The sequence below is a fragment of the Enterococcus avium genome (assembly GCF_002891025.1).
Lineage (GTDB): Bacteria > Bacillota > Bacilli > Lactobacillales > Enterococcaceae > Enterococcus_A > Enterococcus_A avium.
Map to the genome: position 1 here is coordinate 1,815,975 of NZ_NBSL01000002.1, position 21,284 is coordinate 1,837,258.

The window sequence follows — 21,284 nt, forward strand, 5'->3', positions numbered from 1 at the left end:
CATAAAAATATCATGGGCTTTTATTCTGCTATATTCGTTAAAATTTCTTGATACCGTTCAGTTGCTAACTGGCTAACCTGATCTTTTTTGCAGAAGGTTAATTTACGTAATTTAGGAACTACCCGTTCTACTACGATTTGATCGGTCACCGTTTTTTCCTGCAATACTTTAAAGGCTTCTTTGAACCGTTGGTCATTTCGTGCTTTTTTATAAAAGGACAAAACATAAAGGTAATAAAATAAATTGTACCCGCGAAATGGGTATTCTACTTGCATGAACAGCGACCCAATTCCATAATGGCATGGTCCAAGTGGAAGTTTCGTTTCCCAATGGCTTAATAAAAAATCCACCGCATCATCTAACTCAGTTTCCTCAACAAAATTTATCCGTCGGAATAATTCTAACGCGTTCAGAGTAGGCAAAGGATTAGAAAATTCCGTTTCTGGACCTTTGCCAAAATAGAATTTCTTGCACCACCACCCTCCATCTTTGTAGCGTGTAGTCAATAAATGTTTCAGCGTTTGCTTCATTCGTGGATCATCTTCATGACCTAAGCGTACCAACAGTGTAGCCGCTGGAATTGTTTGACATGGGAAGACTGCTCCTTTAGGATAAAGCCGAAATTCTCCTGGTTCACGCCAGCTCTCCCATAGAAGCTCTGCTACTTTTTGCAGAATTTCTTCTTGCGGATTCATTCCCAACTCTAATAAATACTCCGCTGATTCTAAACACGAAAAGGGCGCTCCTTTTCCCAAGCGTCTATCCTCTGTCGTCCAATAATCCCAGCCTTGATCATACCGATGCTCTAAAATCGTTTGGATGTCTGTCTCGTTCATTTTTTTCTCCCATGAATGTATTTTTTTTGCCAGTCTCTTTTCTGATTGTTTCTAAATATGAGATTTATCTTAATACTTTGCTGCCTGAAAAAAACAGAACCGGCATTCTTGAAGACCTTTTCTTTTAAGTGTATCACAACTAATTAAGACTGAAGGGCCTATTTTTCCTTTCCACGATCTCCTAAAGGCATCATGTGGACCATCTCATAGTTAAACTTATATTATTAATGAATTTTATAAACACAGAAAAAATCTCTCCCGATATTGAGAGAGTCTGGATGCTTATTTGACTGTAGCTTTTTTCATTTGTTTACTACGTAATTGTCCACACGCAGCATCAATGTCTGTACCATGTTCTTTACGGATTACACAATTGATCCCATTCTTTTTCAATACATCGTAAAAGCGCAGAACATCTGCTTTACTACTGCGAGAATATTGATCGTGCTCACTGACAGGATTATAAGGAATTAAATTCACATAAACTAATTTTTTCTTATTCTTCATTAAATCTGCCAATTGTTGCGCGTGATCTGGACGATCATTCACTCCTGAAAGCATAATGTATTCGAAAGTAACTCGACGATTTGTTTCTTCTATATAATAATCCACTGCTTCCATTAATTTTTCGATTGGAAAGCTGCGGTTAATTCGCATAATCGACGAACGAACTTCATTGTTCGGCGCGTGCAACGAAATCGCCAGGTTTACTTGTAAACCATTTTCCGCAAACTTCTTGATCTTCGGTACTAATCCGCTAGTTGAAACGGTAATATGACGAGCCCCAATCGCCATTCCTTTATCGTCATTAATGACATGAAGGAAATTCATAACATTATTGTAATTATCAAACGGCTCGCCAATTCCCATCACAACAACGTGAGAGACACGTTCATCTTCGCCGCGTTCGTCAAAATAGTGTTGGACCAACATGATTTGAGCCACAATTTCACCAGCAGTCAAATCCCGCTGCTTTTTCAACAAACCAGACGCACAAAACGTACAACCGATATTGCACCCAACTTGAGTCGTTACACAAACAGACAAGCCATATTCCTGACGCATCAAGACTGTTTCAATCATTAAATGATCCGGCAATTCAAATAAATATTTGACTGTGCCATCACTAGCTTCTTGTACAACTAATTGTTTTAAAGGATTGATGATAAAGTTCTCTTCTAGTAGTGCGATGGTTTGTTTAGACAGATTGCTCATTTCCGAAAACTCGCTCACACGACTTCGGTAAAGCCACTCCCAAACTTGAGTAGCGCGAAATTTCTTCTCGCCATGCTCTAGAAACCATTCAACTAATTCTTCTCTTCTTAAACCATAAATTGAGGGTTTTTCCAAGGTGTTTCCTCCTAATTCATTTAAACGAAATCATTTTTCAATGATTAATTTATAACTACGTTTGCTCTGTAATAGATGAAAAGTAAGCAGACATTCGCTACATACTATAACCGATTCACAAAGAGAAAACAATCAACTTTGGAAAAAAGAAAAAAATTCACAAACTGAACTATCTATAAAAAACTATTTTTTTAATTGGATAAAGACTACAAAAATAAGGTGTGACAATTCCCCTTGTCACACCTTATCCTTTATTCCTCTAATGGATTTTCTAGCTCTTCTTCTGCTTTTTGTAAGAGAACTTCCCGTGGCTTACTGCCTGTGGAAGGTCCAATCACGCCATGCTCCTCCAGTTCGTCCACGATGCGAGCAGCTCGGTTATATCCGATACGAAAGCGTCGCTGCAGCAAGGAAATGCTGGCTGTCTGCATGTCGATAACTAAAGCCTTTGCTTCTTCATACAATTCATCCTGCGGTGTTTCTGATGGCGAAGAAGAAGTTTCTTCTGTTGGCATCATTTTTTCTTCGTAGTGAGCTTCCTGCTGATCAGAAACAAACTCTACTACACGTTCTACTTCATGATCAGAGATGAAGGCGCCTTGAACACGAATTGGTTTGTTTTCTCCCATTGGTAAAAACAGCATGTCTCCACGGCCTAATAGTTTTTCCGCCCCATTACTGTCGATGATCGTCCGCGAGTCCGTTCCACTGGAAACAGCGAAGGCGATTCGTGATGGCACATTGGCTTTAATGATCCCAGTAATAACATCGACACTTGGACGTTGTGTTGCAAGAATCATATGAATGCCTGCAGCACGAGCCATTTGGGCTAAACGAGTGATAGCATCTTCGACTTCGTTACTTGCCACCATCATCAAATCGGCCAACTCATCCACGATAACAACTATAAATGGTAAAATCGGACGATTTTGTCCATCTTCTAGATTTTTCTGAATAACTAACTCGTTGAAGCCAGAAATGTTTCGCACCCCAGTTGCCGCAAATTTTTCGTAGCGCTCTTCCATTTCCTGAACAACCTTTTGTAGGGCTTGTGCCGCTTTCCGCGGATTGGTTACAACCGGTGTCAATAAATGAGGAATCCCGTTATAGACATTCAACTCAACCATTTTCGGGTCAATCATCATTAATTTGACTTCATTCGGTTTCGCCCGCATCAAAATACTGGTGATAATTCCGTTGATTGAAACAGACTTCCCACTACCAGTCGAACCTGCAACTAACAAGTGAGGCATTTTAGATAGATCGGCAGTCTGAACCATCCCTGAGATATCTCGACCTAATGGTACTTCCAATAATTTATCTGGATGATTAGGCTGGGCTTCAATGATGTCACGGAAGGAAACCATGCTAATCGTACTATTTGGCACCTCAATACCGATCAGTGATTTCCCTGGAATCGGCGCTTCCATCCGCACATCCTTCGCGGCTAAGGCTAAGGCAATATCATCAGTAAGGTTGACGATTTTGCTGACCTTCACACCAACGGCTGGTTGTACCTCGAATTTTGTCACAGATGGTCCTAAGCTAGCTTTCACAACCTTTGCATCTACGCCAAAACTGTTGAAGGTTTTTTCTAGTACTTTGATATTTTGTTCGATTTTTTTGTATTCATCACTTTGATCTGCTGCTGGAATTGAATCGAGCAGCGTTGAAGGTGGTAGTTGATAATCATGATCTTCCGGTTCTGCGCTGATCTCGAATTCTAAATCACCGGGATCATCGATTTCTTCTTCATCAAGCTCAGAATTTTTCGTTGCAGTAGCCGTAGTTGCTACTCCCCCTGGCTCTAAGTTTTCTTGGAAGCCTTCGATTGGTACCAAAGTCATTTGCTCAGGCTCTTTATCCAACTTTTCTTGGCTTTCTTTTGCCAGTTGTTCGCCTGGGGTCAAGGAACGCACTCTGTTTTTTTCACGTTCTGCTTGTTCTGCTTCCATCTTTGCTTTTTCGGCTGCTTGTTTTTCAGCTTTAGCTTGTGCCCTTTGCGCTTGACGCTCTTCCTTTTTAGCAGCTTTTTGCGCTTTTTTCTCGTCTGATTCAGAGAATTTCTCCCGCAAGGTATCAACAAGATGGGCAAGATAATCGGTTACTTGGTTAAATTCTAAAAGACTAAACAAGAAAACTCCAAGAATCAATAGTAAAACAGCGATCAAATAACTACCGACCTGTGATACTAAAAAGTGCGTCAAATTATAAAGTGCCGCTCCAAGCATCCCGCCGCCAACATTTTGAGTAATTTGATTTCCTAAAAAATCGACCATTAAAAGATCCCAAGTCGTCTTTAAAATATTTGGATCTTGGCTCTCCACTTTCATAAACAAACGGGCATGGAGAATCAATAAAATCCCTAAATAGAAAACACCGATACCGATCCAACGCCGTGGTTTAGTTATTCGCAGCTTAGTATTTTTCGCTACTAGCAGTGCACCATAAAAGCCTAATAGCAATGCTAAAAACTGATAGGTATTGCCGCCAATCAAGCGTAATACATTTGCAATTAAATTTCCTAAGAAACCTAATTTAAATATGGCAAATACTGTGAATAAAATAAATAAAAGCCCAAGCCCGATGATCAGGCGCTGTTCTTGTAGTTGTTTTTGCTTTTTCGTTTTTCTTTTTTTCTTTGTACGCTTTTTTTGCGCCATGTTATCCCTCTTTCCATTCTGTACCATTATACAAAAAAAAGAAGGCGAACAAAAGTTTTGCTCGCCTTTTCTTTTCAGTTAATTAAAATTTAAAGGGACGTTCTGATTACTCTTTTGGTAAAGACCATTCTTCACCAAACCACTTCTTAGAGATTTCAGCATATTTGCCGTTGTCCTGTAGTTCTTTGAATGCACTATTAATTTTACTTACTAATTCCTTATCGCCTTTACGTGCGCCAACTGCAAAGTTTTCATTCTTGAAACCAACGTTGAAAATGTTGTATTCATCTAGTTTATTCGCCTTCTTCAAGTAGTAATCCGCATAAACCTTATCAATCAACACTCCGTCGATCCGACCATTTTCCAAATCAATCATTGCTTCATTGAAGCTAGCATACAAGGTTGCATCGTTTTCCTTAACGATGTCCTTCAAGGTTTTTGTCTCATTGTTAAAGGCTTCATAGCCAGAAGAACCTTCTTGAGCGCCTAAGACCTTGTCTTTCATATCTGCTGCTTTGGTGATCCCGCTGTCTTTTTTTGTGACCAAGACTTGTTCATTTTGCGCGTAAGGATCAGAAAAGAGCACTTTCTTTTCTCTTGATTTTGTAACAGTATAGCCATTCCAGATTAGATCAATCGTACCGTTGTCCAATTCATTTTCCTTCATTGACCAGTCGATTGGCTGAAAATCAGCTTTGATGTCATATTGGTCAAAAACCGCTTTTGCTAGATCAATATCAAAGCCTACGATTTTTCCATCCTCATCCTTGAAGCCCATTGGTACAAACGTATCATCTAAACCAATCGTTACCTTTTTATCCTTCTCAATGGTTTTCCAGCTGTCATCACCGCTGGCTTCTTTCTTTCCACACGCGGCTAAACTCACTAAAGTCAAAACAGCCACCATTCCCAAAACCAATTTTTTCATTTTCATACTAACTCCTCCTAATATCGTTTTTATTTGATAGGTTCTACCTTCAATACCTTGTCACCAATTTCCTCAGCAAAATCTAAATCATGGGTTACGACGATCTGAGTCACACCGTCTGCTTTTAATTCTAAAATCAAGCTCGCTACTTGCTGGCGTAACGCAGGATCTAATGCACTTGTTGGTTCATCGTATGCCAATACCTTGGGGTTCATCGCCATCGCCCGGGCAATCGCCAAACGTTGCTTCTGTCCGCCAGATAATTGGTAAGGATAATTGTTCAATAATTCTTCGATATCCAATAGTTTCGCTAAATGGTTCGCTTTATCGGTATAAGTCTCTTTGTCCTGTTTTAAGACTAACCGAGGTCCGATCGTGATATTATCCATCACACTCAAATGCGGAAATAATTGGAAATCTTGGAAAACCACGCCAACGACCTGCTCCTGTTGTTTCGAAGAAGTTGGATCAAAGGGGCTTCCATCTAATAAAAACGTCCCGCTGTCAGCTGTTTCTAATCCAGCCAAGGTTCTCAACAGCGTCGTTTTACCTCCTCCAGATGGACCGACGATGGCTAAGATTTGTCCATCCGGAATGACTAGGTCCAAATTATTAATCACTTTTTTACTGCCAAAGGATTTGTTTACATTTTTTAATTCAATCATTTTTTCCACCTGCCTAACGATAATAATTCAAACGATTTTCTAGTTGTTTCAAGATAACTGAGGTCACACCGGTCAGCGCTAAGTAAATGATTGCTACACCGAATAACGGAAGTAAGGTAGTGTCACGCTCCATCGCAATTTTCCCGGCGCGCATAACGTCTGATAACCCAAGGATATAAACAAGCGACGTATCTTTCACTAAGTTGATCACTTCATTTCCTACAGACGGTAAAACAATTTTTACGACCTGCGGAATAATGATTCGCGTAATCGTTTGAACCGGTGTTAATCCGATCACCTTCGATGCTTCATATTGGCCAACTGGAATCGATTGAATCCCACCACGGAAAATTTCTGCGTAATAAGCAGCATAGTTCAATACAAAAGCAAACAACGCTGCATCAAAACGATCAAAAATGATTCCAACTAACGGCAATCCATAAAAAACAAAAATCAATTGTAATAATAGTGGTGTACCCCGCATAATCCAAACATAAAAACGTAAAATCCATTGCAACGGCTTAAACTTGCTCGCCAACCCGAAGGATAATAAAATCCCTAGCGGCAATGAGCCTAATATGGTAAAAGCAAATAATTTCAGTGTTGTCGTTGCCCCTTGTAATAATTGCGGCATGACGTCGATCAAATAGTTCATCCCAATATCCCTCCATTTTTTCGAAAGTTGCACGGCCTTTCGAATTTTTCTCAAAAAACAACTAACGCCCCCTGGTATCTCTACCAGAGGGCGTTAAATACGCGGTTCCACCTCGTCTTTGTCCTTTTTTCGCAAAAAGGACCTCTACGGGTCAGCCGTTCCAGCGGGTGAAAATAAAAAAGTCCTTTAGTCGCTAGGACTAAAGGACGTAATCACGTGGTTCCACCTTTTTTCATCGCCGTCTCACAACGAACGATCTCAACTGGTCAATCTGACCTCTGCTGTAACGGGCGCTCCCGGATCAGCCTACTAAATTCAACTGATCGACTCAAAGATGTGGTTCACAAAACATTGCTGCCTCTTCTCACCTACCAGAGACTCTCTGAGAACAAATGAACTGCTACTCTTCTTTTCATTGTCGTTTGATTAAGTTGAATCATACTTTACACGCCTTTTCAGGGTTTGTCAATAACGAACCTTCATCTTTTTATCATCTGTCTCAAATTTAATTATTAGGAACAAATTGAAATTTAGACCAAGGCTTCAAGAAATCCAACATAATCAGTTCTTCTTGCGGAATCTTTCCAACCAAATTTTTTCGTGAATCGCTATGGGGTTCTAGAACGATTTGTAATTCGTTTTTGTATTTGCCAAAATCATCATTTCCTACAACGACATCTCCGACTTGAAATTCTTGGGTGTTGTCATGAACAGGATTTGCAACATCTGCATACTTCACTCGAACCATTGTTGAGCGAACAGCAGTAGAAGTAATATCGCCGCGACGGAAATGCTTCGAATCAGCTACGATTTTACGTTCGATTTCTGTTGCTGCTGGCACAAATTCAATACCTAAGCTTACTTTATAACGATTAACTGCGGCTACTTTTTCTAGTTCCTCATCAGAAGCGTAGGCATTTCCGATAATCACGGTATCAATCAGTCCTGTCGCAAACATATGACGCGCCTGTAAATCGATCGGCAAATGACGATGCATCTCCAATGTCGGCAGTCCATCATTCACGTCCCATGGTCCATATTTCGCTTCATGACTTGTGATAAAAGCGGCTGTCTTGATCCCATGACCTTTGAAGCGTTCACTACAGCTAATGAAGAAGTCATATGGCAATGCCGAACCCTCTTGCGGATAAAAATTATGACAGCCATAAATGAATGGCTCGTTGGCTTCATAAGATAAAATGTTATCAAGATAAGCGACATTATTACTCATATTTAGCTCGATCGCTAAGCCTTCAGGATTATAACTCAGCATCGCTTCTTTGTTACCGTCAAAGCCTTCGTCTAAACGAATGCCTTCAGCACCAAGCTCAGCGAAGAAGCTTAAATCATCGTATGAAATGCCTAAATCATCGAAAATTGATGGCGCAATATCCAAGACTGTTTCAAAACCAAGATCCTTCGCGTAATGAATGATACTACCGAATTTTTCGCTGACTTTTTCTTTGCCTTCTGTCACTTCCAGCATGCTCATAAAAATTCGCGTATAGCCCAGCTCCGCCGCTTTCTTAATGTAGTCACGATCCGTCTGCGGATCACTATGATCGGGATAGACTGAAATACCTAGTTCACGTTTCACTTAAATTTCCCCTCCTTGATTACTCTTCTAAACCATTTCTTTCGGTTACCTCTTTGAACCAGTAACCGGATTTCTTCACCGTTTTGATTTGTGTATGAATATTATTTGAAATGAAACCATAACGGTTCTTGTAAGAATTTAGCCAAGACCAGCAATCGATTGGTGTCCACATATGATATCCAAAGCAATTAGAGCCTTCTTCGATACCTTTATGCAGCCATTCTAAATGCTCTTGGACAAAATCAATCCGATAATCGTCTTCGATCATGCCATCAGCATTTTTGAAGCGCTCCTCATTTGAGACACCCATGCCATTTTCAGAGACATACCATGGAATATTTTTATAATTTTCTTTGATATTTACCGCAATATCATAAAGCGCTTTTGGATAAATTTCCCACCCGCGATCTAGATTCACACGACGTCCAGGCATATCGTAAGCATCATAATAACGGTCCGGCATCCACGCACCAACCGAATTTGGTGCTACATCAGGAGCCTTCACACGATTTGGATGATAGAAGTTCACACCTAAGAAATCAACAGTATTATTCTTCAAAATTTCTTTTTCTTCATCCGTGGTTTCCCATAGGACCTTGTCCTTCGTTAATAACTCTTCTAATTCAGCTGGAAAATGTCCATAAATCGCTGGTTCTAGGAACATTTTATTGTTCCATAGCTCTGCAATCCTTGCCGCTTCTTGGTCTTCTGGCGCATCAGAAGCTGCGTAGGTAGGCGTAAGATTTAAAATTGTTCCGATTTGCGCATCTTCAATGTTCATTTTACGAAATGCTTGAATGGCTTTTGCGGATGCCAAGTTTAAATTATAAGCGACTTGTACTGCTTTTTTTCCATCCACGATATTTGGATAATGGAATTGGAATAAGTATTCACCTTCAACAACAACCATTGGTTCATTATGAGTTGTCCAGAATTTTACCCGATCCCCAAATAACTCAAAGCATTTCTCAGCAAAACCAACATACAGCTCTACGACTTTTTTTGATTCCCAGCCACCATATTTATCAAATAATTCTACTGGTAGGTCAAAATGGTGCAGATTCATTGTTGGAGTCATACCTTCAGCGATCATTGCATCAATCACATTGTTGTAAAAATCTACAGCATCCTGATTAACTGTATTCGTTTCTAAATCATTGATTAAACGACTCCATTGGATACTTGTCCGTAAACTATTCATTCCGATAGAACGCATCATTTGGATATCTTCTTGATAGCTGTTGTAAAAGTTGGAAGCAACATCTGGTCCAACATGATTGTGAAATTTTTCGGGTTCGATTTCAAAGTGATAATCGAAGACATTTGCATGTTTTTTGTTAAAGCGTCCTTCACTTTGTGGGCCAGATGTCGCTGCCCCCCACCAGAAATTTTTTGGGAAAGTTTTCATTGTATATCTACCTCATTCTAAAAATTAGTTGTTTTGCAATATTAAAAGGGGTGGAATCCAGTGATCCGCACCCCCTTTGAATAAATTATTGTGCTTCTGCTACTTTTTTAAGCTCTTGTCTTGTTGCTAATGATACGAATGGCACGTACATCACAATTGAGATTACTAAGTTAACAGCCGCTAAAATTGCACCTGAGAAGCTTTGAGTTGCCAAGAAACCGCCAATGATTGGTGGTGTTACCCATGGTGGCATAACTGTTGCTGCTGGCACCCAACCAAAGCTGGTTGCAAAGTACGCAGTTGAAATACAGATCATTGGTGTCAAGATGAATGGAATAAACATAATTGGGTTCAATACCAATGGTAGACCGAACATCAATGGTTCATTAATGTTGAAGATACCAGGTGCTGCAGCCAAGTTGTTTACAACCATGAACGGTTTGTTCTTACGTCCAACTAAATAGATAGCAATGATTAAACCAATTGTTACCCCTGTACCACCCATGTTTACAAATGAATCAACGAATGGTTTGTTAACAATGTAAGGCGCTGCTTTTCCTGCTGCCAACGCATTAGCGTTTGCTTCAATCGCTGGTGCATTGATTGCTTGCATGAATGGGTCGATCATGTTGGCACCATGTAATCCAAAGAACCACAAGAATGGTGTAATGAAGGCAATTAGCAATGCTGAGCCGTAAGAGTTAGCTAAGCCCATGAATGGTTCTTGTACCAATGCATAGAATTCAGCAAACATATCTTTAACACCAAATCCGGCAATAATTGCTGCGATTAAACCAAAGATTGAAACAGTGATCATCGCTGGGAATAAAGATGCGAATGAACGGGCAACTGCTGGTGGTACGCCATCTGGCATTTTAATAACTAATTTTTCGTTACCGACTAAACGAGTGAAGACTTCTGCCACTACGATACCGACGATCAATGCTACGAACAAACCAGAAGAGTTCATTCCGCTAGTTGCCGCTCCTAAAGTGAAGAAAGAAGCAACAGATACGACCCCTGCACCTACTGGATCTTTACCATAATGATGCGCTAAGTTATAAGCAACTAGGAACGCGATGAAAACTGATAAAACACCAAATGTTCCGTTCCAAACTGCTCCACCAAAACCTGTCCAAGAATCCCCGCCAAAAATGCCGTTCATAAACTTACCGAAGGCTGGAATGCTTAGTGACAAGTTATTTAACATTACCGCTAATGCCCCTAAAATCATTAACGGCATGGTTACTGTAAAGGCATCCCGAATTGCGATCAAATGACGTTGATTACCGATCTTTGATGCATGTGGGATAAAGTGTTTCTCCATAAAATTGATAAATTTATCCATTTTTGTATTTCCCCCTAATTAAAAATAATCATAAAAACTTTGTCGACCTTTTGGAAAAATTTCAGCCGTAAACCCTTTCGCAGCTGTGACTTTGCCAAGAAAAACTCCTTCTGCTAAAGTCAACTCTCCCAATAATAATTCGCTCCACCCATGAATGGATGCTTTGATATCGCCTGCTTCATGTACTTTTTGACAAGTCCCCTGACTGACTAGCCAGCAACCAACATTCCAAGGACATTCCTTATCTTCAGTTACTTCTAAAATAATTTCTTTTTGGTTTATTGGAAGTTTCGGTAATAATTGCTTAATGTCGATAATTCGACTCATCATATAAGGTTCTAGAGTAATTTTAAGCTGCTCTTGTTCACGAAAACATTTTTCAATAAGTTCATGGACAGGTGCATAATAAAGAAATTCTTCAAATGATGAGACGTGGGATTTTAAGTACGTTAATAATTTTCGCAGTGCGAGTTCGTTTTCATAAGCAAGCTCATCTACTATCAGTGTGCTGCCTTGCATTCGATAAATAATGTAACCTTTCGCTTCACCAGCATCATCGTAAGCAACGGCATAAAATCGATGTGAATAATAATGATCTAGTCGTTCCCACCACCAGTCTTCACGTATCACTGTTCCATTCTGCTGTTGTTTCAATAAGCGCTGATAAATCGATTGGATCACCAGCTTCATCTGCTGCCAGGTTCCGCGTTTGACATTCCCCCTTCGTTCACTTGGTAAATAATTAAAGGCTAATGCTGGAATACGATAGATTTTTCTACGACTAGTCGGCTCGTATCCAAATTGACGATAAAAACTTTCAGAAAAAGGAGCAAGCTGGGATACTGCTACACCTTGTTCATAAAGATCCGTCAAGAGTTCAGGCATAATATTACTAACGCTGCCTTGCCCTCGATATTCTGGATAACTGCTGACATAACCAACACCGGCCATTTTAACTCTTTCATTAAAAAGTTGAATTTCAAAATGATTCGCCATGACCAAACTTGTTAATTCATCATCGTGATACATGCCATAACTATCAGCATGTTCATAACGTGATAAGAAAAGCGGATCATCGATGATTGGTTGTTGTTTCCTAAAAGCGTATTCAATTAAACCTGTGATCGCTTTCAACGATGCATGATCACGAGCTAATTTCACGGGATCACTTCCTATTCGTTACCCAAACGTTTGTATAGATCAACGACTTCTTTTGCCATGTCGTTAAAGGTAATACTCGTCATTAAATGATCTTGACTATGAACAGCCAAAAGTGTCACGGTCATTGGATTTCCACTAGCTTCTTCAGTCAACAGACCTGTTTGAGAATGATGTGCTTCTACTAAAGCTTGATCCGCTGCCTCAAGTTTTTCCTGTGCCAAAGTAAAGTTACCATCTTTAGCTGCTTGAATTGCTTCCATGGCATCGCTTTTAGCGTTACCGGCATTGATAATCAAGCCCATTACTGCTTCTAATTGTTCCTGACTCATTGTTTCGCTCATTTGCTTAGCTCCCCTTTAATTTCTTACTTCATTAGGCTTAGTGCAGTACCTAAAACAGCCTCACCATTCATCATGCCGTAATCTTTCATATCAATAACGTCAACTGGGATACCTTTATCCGCTAATTTTGTTTCAAATTGGCTCTTCATAAAACGAACTTGTGGGCCTAATAGTAAAACATCTACTGGTTTGCTTGCATCTTCTAATTTTGCATCCGCTTCCGAAGCTGAAACTGCGAAAATATCTGATTCTAACCCTTGAGCTTCAGCAGCTTTTTCCATTTTTGTAACTAATAAACTAGTGCTCATTCCTGCCGCACAAACTAACATAATTCTTTTCATATCTGACACTCCCTAATTTTTTTATTGTACACTTTATATAAAGCAATTCGCGTGCCAACTTTTTTCGTGCACACAAGCTGCTGTGATAAGGTTTTCAATTTACACACAAAAAAACTAGGATTACACACTGTGCAATCCTAGTTCAATTCGATTATCTTCTAGCGTCTTAACAATGTAGGCAATATCATCTTCTGTAAAACGTACACCGAACTGTTTTTCGATCATGGAGAGATTAGCAGCCGTTTGATTGAATCGCAAACGATGCTGTTGATGAAAATATTTTACATTCTCAAATGGCGGCCGCTCTTCGTTTTTCTTGATTTTGTCTACTAAGAAAGCAATATGCACACTCAGTGCTTGTATCGCTGTATTCTCGATGATCAGCTCTTGATCTTTGCGAATCATTTGCAGTACGTCGTCAATCAGTAAGAATAATGTCTTAACATCCAGTTCTGGAGAAAAGTTTTTTGTTAATGAATCAACCATCTCTGGCAGGGTAATGGTACTTCCTAACAAATCTTGAAATTCTAAGATTTTATCGCGTTTAAATAGATTCATCGCTGGAATAAATGGGATCTTTTGGTAATGGATCTCCATAGTGCCGACGATTGCCACGATATCTTTATGAGTGATCAACTGATCAATTCGATGCTTAAAGCTTTCTCGTTCTAAGGATTGCATTTGAATGATCTCAAATTCCTCTAAATTGACGATTTGCGAAACAACCTCATTTAATCGCTTAGAAACACCCTCACCAGTAAAGCAGGCGACGATGATCACTTTCTTTTCATCCTTTTGCGTAGGTTCTTCAAGACGAACCATTGTTTGGAACATAGAAATGACACTTGTGTAAATTTCTTCTAACGAACGCCCTAATGTTGCTAAACGCAAGCTTTCCAGCACCAGCATTGTACTTGCCATAGAAATTACTCGAGTTCGGATACCCATCTCATGAAAGATCAGATTTCCAAAATTATTCGGCGATCCCATATCTGTCAATAAAATGATACCCTCTGAAAACTCCTCTTGTTTTCCTTGAATATAATTTTTGATCTGACCATACATTGCCTCTGTTCGTAAAGTCAGCGGCATATTAAAGGCAATACCATTGGAGGTTCCCAAAAGCTCCTGCACCGTCTCCAGCATACTGGAAGCAGTTGATTTACCATGCATGACAACTAATACTGCTACTTGTCGTTCGTCGACCTTTTGTGTCTCTTGATTATCCATCGTTAAAAACATCGTGATAAATCCGATTTCATCCAGCGGAATCATGATACTGTAGGCTTCCTCAATACGATTGGAAATTTCGATCGCCAATTGAAATTCTTTGGAATAGTTGCGGCGAATGCCATTTAAATTAGGATGTGAAATAAATTGATTGCCGCGAATTCGTTCAATCGTTGAATTGATGTGCAAAGCAAAAGCAAAGCGAACCTTTTCATCGTACTCACGATTCATTTGTACTGACGCAAAATCATAGAGATCATTCACTAATTTCCATAGATCATCAGAAATAATTTCCCGATAAGCATTGCTATGAGAAAGCTCTTCGACATAGGTTTCAAAATATTGATCAACATCATTGGAAATCAATTCTTCTAAATCAATCTCTGATAGGTTTTCACGACCAAGTTTTTCCAATTTATAGGTAATTGAATGGTAAACTTCCATGTCTTTATTAGGGTCTTGACCCCAAACAACTTCTTCAGTGCCTGGCTTCAAAGTCAAATAGAGGTTTCGCTTATCCATAAATGGCATCAGCTTGTCTTGAACCTCATTCATACGCAGCAAGCCTTTTTGTACGACCAGCGGCAGGTCTTCTTCTACGATCATTAATTTTTCTGATTCACTATTGGTTTGGTAGTGGAGGAAGGCTTTGGCGCAGACTAATTTTAAGTCACGTTTTAGCTGACCGATATTTCCTTCTGCATTATATAGAAGAAACGCTAACAGACTCCGCTTATCAATCGCAATCTCCTGCATTAATCGATTGGCTTCTTGTTGAAGAAATTCCTTAATGATTGCCAAGCGTTCATCCAAAGAGCGCTCAGCTAAAGAGGGCAACTCAATTTGCATTGGGATACGTCTGTTGAAGGTAGATAGGAACATTGAGCTGGTTTCTGTTGTTGCTCCGATAATTTGTACAGAGGCTTGTTTTTCTTCGCCATCGCCTAATGAACGAAAAGTTCCCTTATCAATGAAGGTAAAAAGCATTTCTTGTCCTTCTGGAGGCAAGCGATGAATTTCATCCAAAAATAAAATACCACCGTTAGCTTGTTCCATTAGTCCAACTCTTGTTTCTTCTGCACCGGTGAAGGCTCCCCGCTTCACACCGAAAATGTGACCATAAAGCAGCTGTGGGTTTTGCGCATAGTCTGCACAATTGAAAGTAATAAATGGCGCATTTTCATCTAAGACCTTAGCTGAAACAGCAAAACGATACATACATTCCGCAAACATTGTCTTACCCGTTCCAGTCTCGCCAAAAATAATCGTATGCAACCCCCGAGGTGGGTATAAAATAGCCGCCTTTGATTTTTGAATCTGACTCTTTAAAGAATCTTCACGCCCGATTAAATTATCAAAATTAATATGTTGCTCGGTAGAAACCGTTGCGATTTGGAATTTCACCGGACGTCCATCAATTTTTTTAACTGTTCCGTCTTTAGTTAGTTCATTTAGATAACGGCTGACATTTGTACGGTCAACCCCCATTTGATCTGCCAATTCTTGTGCTGTCTGTTCGTTAGGATTTGCTCTCAATGCTTCTAGTACTTCATCTTTTCTCGATTTCAAAAAAATCCCTCCCGAAAGTGGTATAAACCATTTATATTGTAAACCTTTTCTTTTTGAATATCTACTAATTATCTTTGAAAAATCAGTTCCATCTAATGAAATGATTTGGTAATTTTATCCAATTCTTGTAAGATTTCTTTTTCAGAAACGTCACTCATTAAATAATGCTCCAGCAGCCCGACAATCCCATTGGCGTAGAAAATACTTGTCAGATATGAATGATCAGTCAGCTGCTCCATTAAATAGTCAATTTGATACTGAGCAAAAAATCCCTGTTTATCTGCATGAACTAGCCGCTTCAATTGTTCACGATGATCCGTGATATATTCAAAAGTCTTTCCTAACTTACGCTGACTATTCGTTTCACCGTTATCCTCGCAATATTCGACTAATTTCTGCATTTCATAAGCGATGCTTTTTTCAAGTAAATCGTCTTTGTCGATAAAATGGAGATAGAACGTTCCACGATTAATATCAGCTACCTGACAAATTTGACTGACCGATATTTCTTCATAGCTTTTTTTCGTTAAAAGTTGGTAGAAAACTGCTGTAATTGTCGTTTGTGTTTTTCGTTTTCGTCGATCCATTATTATACTCCGATCATTCATTAACTATTATTCATTTAGTCATAAATATAAATTTTGGTGCGTGAAACTTTTGAATAGTCCTCTTATTATAATGCACACGAGTTGATTAATCAACAGATGTTGATTTTTAAGAAAAAAATGAAAACAGTGATCTACGGTTTTTTTATTCAATAAAATACCTTAACTTATACATTTAGGTAAAGAAAAAGTCAGCGATTTTATTTGTTTTAAAACTAAATAAACCGCGAAGACTACTCCGTCTTCGCGGTTTATGCCTAATCCTTATTTTCCATTGCTGCCTTTAATGCTGCAGCTAATGGACTTTCTTGTGGTTCCTCTTGATCATTGATTTTTTTCAATAAACGACGTTCTTCATGCTTCGTCATTTTCTTAGAACGTTCCTTCTTATCTAGCATTTTTTCTGTCGTTCCATCGTATTTACAACGGAAGTAAGAACCGTTCTTTCCATCAATGATCTCCATCTTGCGGTGACATTGCGGGCAGCGATGATTTGATACCTTTGGATCTTTACGGCGGCGATAATTACACTCTGGATTGGTACAAATGTAAATTTTTCCATCTCGAGTATTCTTTTCTCGTAGTGGCGAACCACATTCTGGACATTTCTTCGCCGTAATAGAGAAATCCTGATATTTTTTATCGCTGTGCTTCACTTCACTGACTAGCTTCTTCGTGTCTGCTTCGATTTCTTGTAGAAATTGTTTGCTGCTATATTTCCCATTAGCGATTGACTCTAATTGCTTTTCCCACTTTTCTGTCAGCTCCGGCGTCACTAGCGAGGGATTTACTAATTCCAGCAACTGCTTGCCTTTTGGTGAAACTAATAAGCCTGTGTTGGTCCGTTCCATCAATTCCGATTTAATCAGTTTTTCAATGATTTCCGCGCGAGTTGCTGGCGTTCCTAAACTATGCTTTTCCATTTGAGCCAGCAATGTTCCTTCATTCAAAGGTTTTGGCGGTGTAGTTAAGGCTTTTTCGATCGTAAAATTCGGTACGATCTTCATACCAGCTGTCCATTGAACAGCTTTTTTGACTTCTTCTGTAGGTTTCCAACCAGCTACCAAGATCTTGCTGTGACGGAAGGTGAATGTCTCCTTCTGGAAAGTTACCGTTACTTTTTGCTGACTCTCCTTATGGGCATCGGCGAATAATCCTAAAAATCGCGTCACGATCATATTGTAAATTCGTTGCTCATCAGTGGTTAACTTCTCAAAGCGTGGACGCTGTTCAGTTGGAATCAGTGCATGATGATCCGTCACCTTGTTATCCTGAAATACACGTTTCTGCTTCACTTGTGCTCCATTTTTAATGTAAGTTTTAACCTCTGGCGCAAAATCACTGACTGCTTGTAACCGTTCCTTCATCGTTGCTTTCATATCATTGGTTAGATACTTGCTGTCTGTCCGTGGATAGGTCACGATTTTGTGCGTCTCATATAAGCTTTGAACTAGCGACAAGGTTTTCTTTGCTGAAAACTGATAGCGGGCATTGGCTTCCCGCTGAATTTCAGTTAGATCATATGGTAACGGTGCTGGTTCTGTTTTTTCTTTTTCTGTAATGTCAGTGACTGTCCCTTTTTGCTGTGACAGCTCTTTGACTAATTTTTCTGCTGCTTCACGTTCCGTAATGCCATACGGATTCTTTTGATTGAGTTTAGCTTTCTGTCCATCCACCTCTAATGAAATGACAAAATAATTTTGGGGACGGAATTTTTCAATCTTCTTTTCTTGCTGTCGAACCATCGCAAGTGTCGGCGTTTGTACCCGACCCGCTGAAAGATTATCTTCATATTTTACAGTCAACGCTCGTGTAACATTCAAACCCACAAGCCAATCTGCTTTTGCTCGTGCTAAAGCAGAGTAATACAAATTGTCATACTCTTTCGCCGGCTTTAGATTTTTGAATCCATCCTTGATCGCTTTAGTCGTTTGTGAGGAAATCCATAATCGTTTGACTGGTTTTTCAAACCGCACATACTCTAAGATCCAACGTGCAACCAGCTCTCCTTCACGTCCAGCATCAGTGGCAATAACTGCCTCTGAGATATCTTTTCGTTTCGCCAGCTGCTGGATTGATTTCAGTTGTCCACGTGTTTTTGGTAGTGGTTTAATCCCAATATATTTGGGAATCATCGGCAATGTTTCCATCTGCCAGCTTTGCCATTCCTTATTTAGATCCTCTGGCATTTTCAGGCTCAATAAATGACCAAGGGCCCAAGTCACGACAACATTGGGTCCTTCAAAGTAATTTTTATTCTTTTGATTGGCGTTAAGCACCTTGCTCAAGTCTCTTGCAACGCTTGGCTTTTCCGCTATAATTAGCTGTTTCATAAAATTCCTTTCTGCTGTCAACCGTCAACGGCTGCTCGTCTTTTAATAACGCAAGACCCCAATACTGCTGCAAATAATCATCACACTCTTCACACCAGCGTTCGTCTTGGTCTTTCCAAAATGCACTTAAAAAATTATGTTTCGCATTACTATATGTATTGGTTTTTTGGAGCTCGCTCCAACGATGTTCATAATATGCTACAGCCGCGTCAAAATCTTCAAAAGTTGCGGTTTCTTGAATATCTTCTTGCCATTCTTCAAAGAACCACCAAGGTTCATTATCTCCATACATTGTTATTACTTGATACATCCCGTTACCCTTCTTTCCATCTCAATCATAAGTATCATGAAATAAAAATTCAAGAAAAATGTTTCCAGCTGATACAGGATCTTGAAAAAGTTCGTTCTCTACGATCCTTTTTCAGAAAAATATTGCTTTTTTCTTAATTCTATCGTAACACAAAGCGGCGGGATTTTACATGGTCCTTAAGAGAGTTATAATGTAAATTGGATTTATTTGCTCTGTTTTTCGCAGGTGCTTTTTTTTGCTTTCCAGAGATTAGCAAAATGGCCGGCTACGGAGCTTTTTGAATTTTTACATCAAAAGAATTTATTCTGTAGTTCATAAATAACCGCAAGTTTTATAAAATTGAAAGAAGGCCTTTTTAGTTTGAGTAAAATCAAAAATTCATTATTTCAACCTCGACCCACTTGGCAAAAGAATTTGATCGTTTTATGGTTTGGCACATTTATGGCCGGCATTGGATTTAGTTTGGTCATGCCCTTTATGTCCTTATACATTGACTCATTAGGAAGTTACAGCAACCAGCAATTAAACTTCTGGAGTGGAATTACCTTTTCTTCAACTTTTTTGATCACCGCGATTGTATCACCTTTATGGGGACGCTTAGCTGACCAAAAAGGACGTAAATTGATGCTATTGCGTGCTTCTCTTGGTATGGCAATTGTGATTAGCTTGATGGGAACTGTGGGAAATGTCTATCAGTTGATTGGTTTGCGTTTACTTCAAGGTGTCTTTTCTGGTTATATCAGTAACGCCACAGCCTTAGTCGCAACTGGAACTCCACGAGAAAAAAGCGGACAAGTCCTCGGAACTTTAGCAACTGGTGCTGTCACCGGCAACTTACTCGGTCCATTAGTAGGCGGTGTTACTGCCTCAATTTTCGGCTATCGTCTGACCTTCTTTATCACCGGAAGTATTTTGTTTTTAGTCTTCTTGCTTAGTCTCTTCTTCGTTCATGAAGAATTCACCCCCGTTGAGAAAAACGATATGCTTCCTGCGAAAGAGATCTTTCATAGTTTGAAATATCCCCACGTTGTAATCGGTATGTTCGTTACAACCCTGATTATTCAAGCTTCAAATAATTCGATTAGTCCAATTATTAGTCTTTATATTAGACAATTGATGCACAATCATGGAAACGTCACACTCGTCAGCGGAATTATTGCTTCAATCCCGGGAATCGCTACTTTGATTGCAGCACCGCGTTTTGGTCGCTTGGGGGATAAAATCGGCAGCGAAAAAATTCTAGGTATCGGTTTAATCTTTGCAATGCTGGTTTTCTTGCCAATGTCTATCGTTACAAATGTTTGGCAATTGGCCTTTTTGCGATTCTTAGTTGGAATCTCTGACGCTTGTCTTCTGCCTGCTGTACAGGCCCTGATCACGAAGTATTCGCCGCAAGAAGCTGCTGGAAGAATATTCAGTTACAATCAATCCTTCCAAGCTGCCGGTAATGTTGTTGGACCGATGATCGGTTCTAGCGTTTCTTCGATCTTTGGATATCGAGGGGTCTTTATCTCAACCTCAGCTCTTGTGTTGACCAACTATCTATTGGTACATCGCAATACAAAAGAAATCAGCGAGAAGCTGCATCAAAGTCATCAAACGCATTAATTTCCGAGACTTCGAGACTTATTAATGGCAACTTTTTGAGTAGTTTTCTATACTAAGAAAGAATATGAATGAAAGAAGTGAAGAACATGCTTGAGGGACAACTAAAATTTCTCGACTTTTTCCTGAACAATACAATTGAAGGAAAAGAAGAGCAAGCAAAGGAAATCTTGGTTAAAAGCTTTGCGGATCAAGAAACCAATGCTTTAAGCTTAGAAGAATTTAAACAGCTACAGGAAAAGCTCTTTCCTTTGATCAAACCTGAAAAACTGAATGAAGTTAAAGTTGCAATGGCACATTTCGCTCAAAGTCTGGCATAGAAAAAAATCACCATCAAAA

At 39.5% G+C, this 21,284-nt stretch carries 18 protein-coding genes and 1 other annotated feature; of the genes, 2 read left to right on the forward strand and 16 right to left on the reverse strand.

Going from position 1 to position 21,284, the window contains the following annotated elements; all coding sequences use genetic code 11:
* Positions 1–20 precede the first annotated feature (20 nt).
* From AUF14_RS09265 to AUF14_RS09340, 16 genes are all read right to left on the reverse strand, one after another.
* Complete coding sequence (locus AUF14_RS09265; RefSeq protein ID WP_049219801.1) at positions 21–836, reverse strand: prenyltransferase; 816 nt, start codon at positions 834–836, stop codon at positions 21–23.
* A 282-nt stretch (positions 837–1,118) separates the two neighbouring features.
* Positions 1,119–2,186, reverse strand: coding sequence for a 23S rRNA (adenine(2503)-C(2))-methyltransferase RlmN (gene rlmN, locus AUF14_RS09270; protein WP_049219802.1), 1,068 nt, complete (start codon positions 2,184–2,186; stop codon positions 1,119–1,121).
* A gap of 251 nt (positions 2,187–2,437) precedes the next feature.
* Positions 2,438–4,849 carry a DNA translocase FtsK gene (locus tag AUF14_RS09275; RefSeq protein WP_049219803.1) on the reverse strand — a complete coding sequence of 804 codons (2,412 nt, stop codon included), beginning with the start codon at positions 4,847–4,849 and terminating at the stop codon, positions 2,438–2,440.
* 106 nt (positions 4,850–4,955) lie between these two features.
* Entirely contained in the window at positions 4,956–5,783 is an 828-nt protein-coding gene (locus AUF14_RS09280) for a transporter substrate-binding domain-containing protein (protein WP_016181427.1), read from the reverse strand.
* A gap of 23 nt (positions 5,784–5,806) precedes the next feature.
* A complete protein-coding gene (locus tag AUF14_RS09285) occupies positions 5,807–6,442 on the reverse strand; it encodes an amino acid ABC transporter ATP-binding protein (protein ID WP_102866014.1) in 636 nt (211 codons plus the stop codon).
* 13 nt (positions 6,443–6,455) lie between these two features.
* Entirely contained in the window at positions 6,456–7,097 is a 642-nt protein-coding gene (locus AUF14_RS09290; protein WP_016181425.1) for an amino acid ABC transporter permease, read from the reverse strand.
* A gap of 199 nt (positions 7,098–7,296) precedes the next feature.
* Positions 7,297–7,522, reverse strand: a binding site (T-box leader).
* An 80-nt stretch (positions 7,523–7,602) separates the two neighbouring features.
* Positions 7,603–8,694, reverse strand: a complete 1,092-nt coding sequence (locus AUF14_RS09295; protein ID WP_049220146.1) for a DUF871 domain-containing protein — start codon at positions 8,692–8,694, stop codon at positions 7,603–7,605.
* Positions 8,695–8,713: 19 nt separating this feature from the next.
* Positions 8,714–10,102, reverse strand: a complete 1,389-nt coding sequence (locus AUF14_RS09300) for a glycoside hydrolase family 1 protein (RefSeq protein WP_049220148.1) — start codon at positions 10,100–10,102, stop codon at positions 8,714–8,716.
* An 85-nt stretch (positions 10,103–10,187) separates the two neighbouring features.
* Complete coding sequence (locus AUF14_RS09305) at positions 10,188–11,450, reverse strand: PTS sugar transporter subunit IIC (protein WP_049220151.1); 1,263 nt, start codon at positions 11,448–11,450, stop codon at positions 10,188–10,190.
* Between the two features lie 18 nt (positions 11,451–11,468).
* A complete protein-coding gene (locus tag AUF14_RS09310) occupies positions 11,469–12,611 on the reverse strand; it encodes a GNAT family N-acetyltransferase (protein ID WP_049220153.1) in 1,143 nt (380 codons plus the stop codon).
* An 11-nt stretch (positions 12,612–12,622) separates the two neighbouring features.
* Positions 12,623–12,952, reverse strand: coding sequence for a PTS lactose/cellobiose transporter subunit IIA (locus tag AUF14_RS09315; RefSeq protein WP_204371491.1), 330 nt, complete (start codon positions 12,950–12,952; stop codon positions 12,623–12,625).
* A 23-nt stretch (positions 12,953–12,975) separates the two neighbouring features.
* On the reverse strand, positions 12,976–13,293 hold the full coding sequence (locus AUF14_RS09320; protein WP_016181419.1) for a PTS sugar transporter subunit IIB: 318 nt from the start codon (positions 13,291–13,293) through the stop codon (positions 12,976–12,978).
* A gap of 120 nt (positions 13,294–13,413) precedes the next feature.
* On the reverse strand, positions 13,414–16,092 hold the full coding sequence (locus tag AUF14_RS09325) for a sigma 54-interacting transcriptional regulator (protein ID WP_016181418.1): 2,679 nt from the start codon (positions 16,090–16,092) through the stop codon (positions 13,414–13,416).
* A gap of 92 nt (positions 16,093–16,184) precedes the next feature.
* A complete protein-coding gene (locus tag AUF14_RS09330) occupies positions 16,185–16,679 on the reverse strand; it encodes a TetR/AcrR family transcriptional regulator (protein WP_049220155.1) in 495 nt (164 codons plus the stop codon).
* Positions 16,680–16,954: 275 nt separating this feature from the next.
* Positions 16,955–19,030, reverse strand: coding sequence for a DNA topoisomerase III (locus AUF14_RS09335; protein ID WP_049221067.1), 2,076 nt, complete (start codon positions 19,028–19,030; stop codon positions 16,955–16,957).
* Complete coding sequence (locus tag AUF14_RS09340; RefSeq protein WP_016181415.1) at positions 18,969–19,340, reverse strand: DUF1033 family protein; 372 nt, start codon at positions 19,338–19,340, stop codon at positions 18,969–18,971. Before AUF14_RS09340 ends, AUF14_RS09335 begins: the two co-directional genes overlap by 62 nt.
* Positions 19,341–19,700: 360 nt before the next feature.
* Between AUF14_RS09340 and AUF14_RS09345 the strand changes: the two genes are divergently transcribed.
* Entirely contained in the window at positions 19,701–20,948 is a 1,248-nt protein-coding gene (locus AUF14_RS09345; RefSeq protein ID WP_016181414.1) for a multidrug efflux MFS transporter, read from the forward strand.
* Positions 20,949–21,016: 68 nt separating this feature from the next.
* Positions 21,017–21,265 (forward strand): hypothetical protein, encoded by a 249-nt coding sequence (locus tag AUF14_RS09350; protein ID WP_225844329.1) that lies wholly within the window; start codon positions 21,017–21,019, stop codon positions 21,263–21,265.
* Positions 21,266–21,284: the final 19 nt, after the last annotated feature.